This window comes from Burkholderia sp. Se-20378, from assembly GCF_017104665.1.
In the GTDB taxonomy this organism is placed as follows: Bacteria; Pseudomonadota; Gammaproteobacteria; order Burkholderiales; family Burkholderiaceae; genus Burkholderia; species Burkholderia lata.
Genome location: NZ_JAAGPG010000580.1, coordinates 1 through 5,084, shown reverse-complemented (window position 1 = coordinate 5,084; position 5,084 = coordinate 1). Strand labels below are relative to the sequence as shown.

The following is a 5,084-nucleotide window of genomic DNA, read 5'->3' as shown; positions in this document are numbered from 1 at the left end:
TGCCGCGCCGCGTGCCGGCCGGGTTCCACGGTGCGTGGGTGCCGCGCGCGCACTGAGCGACGGGGCCGCGCGTCACTGTGCGCGCAGCGCGTCGACGATCTTCAGTCGCGCGGCGCGCATCGCCGGCAGGAACCCGCCGACGAGCCCCATCACGAGCGAGAACAGCAGTGTCTTCACGACGATCGCGGGCGTCAGCACGAAGCGGAACGACAGGTCCGAGAAGGTCTGGAAGTTGGTCGTCGAGAACGACGCGAACTGCATCAGCGACGCGCACGCGAGCCCCGCGACGCCGCCGACGAAGCCGAGCAGCAGCGCTTCCAGCAGGAACGCGGCGAGCACGTTCATGCGCTTGAAGCCGAGCGCGCGCAGCGTGCCGATCTCGGCGACGCGGTTCGCGACCGACGCATACATCGTGATCATCGCGCCGATCATCGCGGCGATCGAGAAGATCGTCGACAGCGTGATGCCGAGGATGTTGATGAACGTCGACAGCGCCTTCGACTGGTCGCCGTAGAAGGTCTGTTCGCGTTTCGCCTCGTCGGTGAGGCGTGGGTCGACGTCGATGTCGGCCTTGAAGCGCGCGAAGCCGTCGGCGCTCGGGATGCGCAGCACCATCGACGAATAGCTGGTGCGCCGGAACGACTGCATCAGCTGGTCGACGTCGCCCCAGATCTCCGAATCGAAGCCGCTGCCGCCCGCGTCGAAGATGCCGACGATGGTCCAGTCGCGTTGCGCGAAATGCAGGCTGTCGCCGAGTTGCGTGCCGCTGAAGCCTTTCGCGATCGCGCTGCCGACGATGATTTCCGACGAGCCGGGCGTGAACATGCGGCCGGCTGTGAGCTTCACGTGCGGGCGCAGCGCGAGGCCGGCCGGCGACACGCCACGGATCACGACGTTCGACGGCTTGCCGGTCGACGTCTTCACCAGCGAGATCAGCACGACCGCTTCCTTCGACACGAGCGGCCGGCCGTCGGGGCCGAGCGCGACGGCCGGGTGCATCTCGAGCGCATTGGCCTGCTGGTGGTCGATCGAACTCTGGATCTCGGTTTCGGCGCCCTTGCGGATCACCACTGCGTTATCGGGTTCGCCGGTCGACACGAGCGTCTTCGTGAGCCCGGCGTCGAGCATCTGCACCGTCGCGAACACGAAGATCACGAGCGCCATCCCGCCGGCGGTCAGCGCGGTGGTGAGCCGTCGGGTCCACAGGTTGCGCGCGATGTAGTTGAGCGGGATCGCCATGCGCCTAGCCAATCGCCCGCAGGCCTTCGACCACGCGCACACGCGCCGCCTGCCACGCCGGCACGATCGCCGCCGCGAAGCCGACCGCGACCGAGCACGCGGCCTGCAGCACGACCGTCTCGGTCGACACCTTGAACACCGGGAAGATGCCGCCGGCCGCCTGCTTGAACAGGCTCGCGGCGGGCGGCGTCGCGAGGATCCCGAGCCCGCCGCCGGCCACCGCGATCACGACCGATTCGCCGAACACGATCAGCGCGAGAAATCCGGGGCCGAAGCCGAGCGCCTTCAGCGTCGCGTATTCGGCCGTGCGTTCGCGTGCGCTCATCGCCATCGCGTTGGCCATCACGGCCATGATGATCAGGATCACGACGTACGACACGAGACGGATCGCCGCGATGATCTGGTTCGACATCGCGACGAAGCCGAGCTGGAACGCCTGCTCGGTCTCGGTCAGCGTCTCGGCGAGCGAGTTCTTGAACACCGCGTCGACGTTGCGCGCGATCGACGCGCCGTCGTCGGGGTTCGCGACGCCGAGCACGAATACGCCGACCTGGTCGGCCTGCTTCGGCGTGCGCTGGCGCACCGTCTCGTTCAGGTAGTCCCAGTGGAACACCAGCTGGCGCGTGATCGTCGAGTCGTCGCGGCCGTCGAAGATCCCGCGCACGACGAAATCCCACGTGCCCGGATAGATCGTCCCCTTCAGCGGAATCACGTCGCCGATCTTGAAGCCGAACTGCGTCGCGAGCTGGCGCCCGACGAGGCAGCCGCGCCGGTCGCGGTTGTAATCGACGCGCTGCTGGTCCGGGACGATGTATTCCGGGTACAGGTCGAGATAGTTGTCCGATACCGCGAAGCTCGCGAAGAAGTTTTTCGGATCGCGGTAGATGCCGCCGAACCAGTTCGAGCGGACCACGGCCGTCACGCCGTCGACGCCGCGGATCCGGTTCTCGTAACTCACGGGCAGCGGAAACACGAGCGAGATCGCGTTGCGCGTGACGAGCCGCCCGCTGGACGCGGCGGCCGCGCCCGCGTACCACGCGTCGACCACCGTGTGCAGCAACCCGAACGCGAGCACGGCGATGGTGAGCCCGAGCACGGTCAGCAGCGTGCGCAGCCGGTGCCGCAGCGCGTTGCGCGCGATCAGCTTCAGCACGAACATCGCGCGCGCTCCCGCAGCCGGTCAGCCGGCGTGCCCATCGATCAGCTCCCCTTTTTCCAGATGCACGAGCGCGCGCGCGGCGCCGGCCGCGTGCGCGTCGTGAGTCACCATGATGATCGTCTTGCCGAGCTCGGCGTTCATCCGCTGCAGCATCGCGAGCACGTCGGTGGCCGACGCGCGGTCGAGGTCGCCGGTCGGCTCGTCGGCGACGATCAGCACCGGATCGGTGATCAGCGCGCGCGCGATCGCGACACGCTGCTGCTGGCCGCCCGACAGCTCGGACGGGTAATGGCTCGTCCGGTTGCCGAGGTTCACCATGTCGAGCACGAGTTCGACGCGCTCGCGCCGCTCGCGACGCGACAGGTGCGTGAGCATCAGCGGCAGCTCGACGTTCTCGAACGCGGTGAGCACCGGCATCAGGTTGTAGAACTGGAAGATGAAGCCGACGTTCGCCGCGCGCCATTCGGCCAGTTGCGCCTCCGCGAGCAGCGAGATGTCGAGCCCGCCCACGCGCAGCTCGCCGCTGTCGGGCCGGTCGATGCCGGCCACCAGGTTCAGCAGCGTGCTCTTGCCGGAGCCGGACGGCCCCATCAGCGCGACGAAGTCGCCTTCGCCGATGTCGAGCGTGATGTCGGTCAGCACGGGCACGATCTGGTTGCCGCGCCGGTACGACTTCGCGACGTGGCTGATCTCGACGAGGGGCGGCGGGGCGTCGTTCACGCGTGCGCTACTTCTTCGCGACGGTCACTTTCGCGCCGTCCTTCAGCTTCGCGTCCGGCGCGAGCACGACCGTGTCGCCGGGCTTCACGCCGCGGATCGCGACGAGTTCGCCGATCCGCTCGCCCCGCGTGACGGGCACGGCGCGCACGGCGTCGTCCTTCACGACGAACACGACCGGCCGGCCGTCGCGTTCCACGACCGCGCTTGCCTGCACGGCAGTCACGGGCTGCCGGTCCTGCGCCGACGCGGGCTTCGACAGGAACGCGATCTTCGCGCTCATGTCGGGCAGCACGCGGTCGTCGCGGTCGACGAAGCGCACCTTCACGAGCACGGTGGCCTTCGAGCGGTCGACGGTCGGCACGATGCGCGACACGCGGCCCGCGAAGCGCATGTCGGGCAGCGCGTCGAGCTGGATCTCGCACGGCTGCTCGGCGCGGATCTTCGCGATGTTCGATTCGGCGACGTCGGCCTCGACCTCGAGCGTGTCCATGTCGGCGATCGTCACGACCGCGCCCTTGCTGTCCGACGCGGACGAGAACGGCGTGATGTTGTCGCCGACGTTCGCGTGCTTCGCGAGCACGATGCCGTCGAACGGCGCGCGGATCACCGTCTGGTCGACCGCGACCTGCGCGGCCTGCGCGTTGGCCTCGGCGGACGTGATGGCGGCCTGGTCGCTGTTGACCGACGCGCGGGCCTTGTTCACGCGGGCCGTGTCGGTGTCGAGCTGCGCGGCCGGCACGGCGCCCTTGGGCGCGAGCACCGAGGTGCGGCGCAACGCGATCTCGGCGTCCTTCAGCTCGGCCTGCTCGACGCCGAGGTTGGCGCGGGCAACCTTCACCTGCGCGAGCGCCTGCGCCAGCGAGGCTTCGACGTCACGGCTTTCGAGGCGAGCGATGATCTCGTCTTTCTTCACGCGGGTGCCTTCGAGCACGCCGAGCCATTCGACGCGCCCCTGGCCCTTCGACGCGACCGCAGCCTTGCGCTGCGGCACGACGTAGCCGGTCGCATTGAGCTGCGTGTCGTTCTGGTACGGGTAGGCGGACGTGACGGCGGTGGTTTCGACGGCCGGCCGGCCGGTGAGCGCGAGGCCGGCGGCGATCGCGCCGATGACGACCGCGGCGGCGACCGCATAGCGGAGCCACCGGCGCCGGCGGGGCGCCGGTGCGAGCGGACGCCGGTCGATCTTCAGTTTGTCCAGATTGTGATCGGGCAATTTGAGCGCCTCGAGACGGCGGCGGTCTGACGACCGGCCGCGATCCGGTTTCCGGGGAAAGGGACGGATGGACGCCAGTATAAGCGTCGCCCCGATGGCGCGCGAGCCGGTTTGCAGCGCCGCGGCGGCGGCGGCCGGACTGGTCGCCGACACCGGGATACGCGTGCTCCCCCGGGGAAACCCGAGGGGCGCAAGCAACGTGTCAACTTTCCGCGAACACGGTGCGTTATGGAACCAGTGCGTCAGGTTTTGTCGCGGAGGAACGGCGAAAGCCGGCCTCGCGGCCTGGGGCTCCGATGCGAATGCCTCGCATCTTTACTTACCGGTACGTTTGATTTTTTCTCCGCTAAAGGAAGAACAATGAAGAAGACGCTCGCTTCGATCATCGCCGCAGCATTCGCACTCGCATCGGTTTCGGCATTCGCACAGGCGTCCGCGCCGGCAGCCGACACGTCGGCAGCCGCTCCGGCACCGGCCAAGAAGGATCACAGCAAGCCGAAGCACGCGCTGAAGCACCACGGTTCGGCCAAGGGCAAGGCGAAGGCCGCAGCCGCATCGGCAGCTGGCACGAACGACGCAGGCGCAGCAAACTAAGCGCTTCGCCCGGGGCCGGCACCGCCGGCCGCCAGTCGCGAAACCCCGCATGTTCACGCATGCGGGGTTTTGTTTTTTCAGGCCTCGTGTTCGCCGGCCGGCGCTGGCGGCGGCGGCGCGCGCATCGCGTCGACCACCATGCGCATGCGCCGCCAGTGA

The 5,084-nt window shown here is 68.7% G+C and carries 5 protein-coding genes; 1 reads left to right on the top strand and 4 read right to left on the bottom strand.

Features of this window, described 5'->3' with window-relative positions; genetic code table 11:
• Nucleotides 1-72: 72 nt before the first annotated feature.
• From G3N93_RS34090 to G3N93_RS34075, 4 genes are read right to left on the bottom strand one after another with little or no spacing between them, the layout of a single operon-like run.
• Nucleotides 73-1,239: an ABC transporter permease gene (locus tag G3N93_RS34090; RefSeq protein ID WP_174946352.1), complete on the bottom strand. Its 1,167-nt coding sequence runs from the start codon at nt 1,237-1,239 to the stop codon at nt 73-75.
• Between the two features lie 4 nt (nt 1,240-1,243).
• Nucleotides 1,244-2,398 carry an ABC transporter permease gene (locus tag G3N93_RS34085; RefSeq protein WP_206134940.1) on the bottom strand — a complete coding sequence of 385 codons (1,155 nt, stop codon included), beginning with the start codon at nt 2,396-2,398 and terminating at the stop codon, nt 1,244-1,246.
• A 21-nt stretch (nt 2,399-2,419) separates the two neighbouring features.
• Nucleotides 2,420-3,118, bottom strand: coding sequence for an ABC transporter ATP-binding protein (locus G3N93_RS34080; protein WP_206134939.1), 699 nt, complete (start codon nt 3,116-3,118; stop codon nt 2,420-2,422).
• A 7-nt stretch (nt 3,119-3,125) separates the two neighbouring features.
• A complete protein-coding gene (locus tag G3N93_RS34075) occupies nt 3,126-4,331 on the bottom strand; it encodes an efflux RND transporter periplasmic adaptor subunit (protein WP_174946349.1) in 1,206 nt (401 codons plus the stop codon).
• Between the two features lie 360 nt (nt 4,332-4,691).
• On the opposite strand from G3N93_RS34075, the gene G3N93_RS34070 reads away from it, so the two are divergent.
• Nucleotides 4,692-4,925 (top strand): hypothetical protein, encoded by a 234-nt coding sequence (locus G3N93_RS34070; RefSeq protein ID WP_041492720.1) that lies wholly within the window; start codon nt 4,692-4,694, stop codon nt 4,923-4,925.
• Nucleotides 4,926-5,084: the final 159 nt, after the last annotated feature.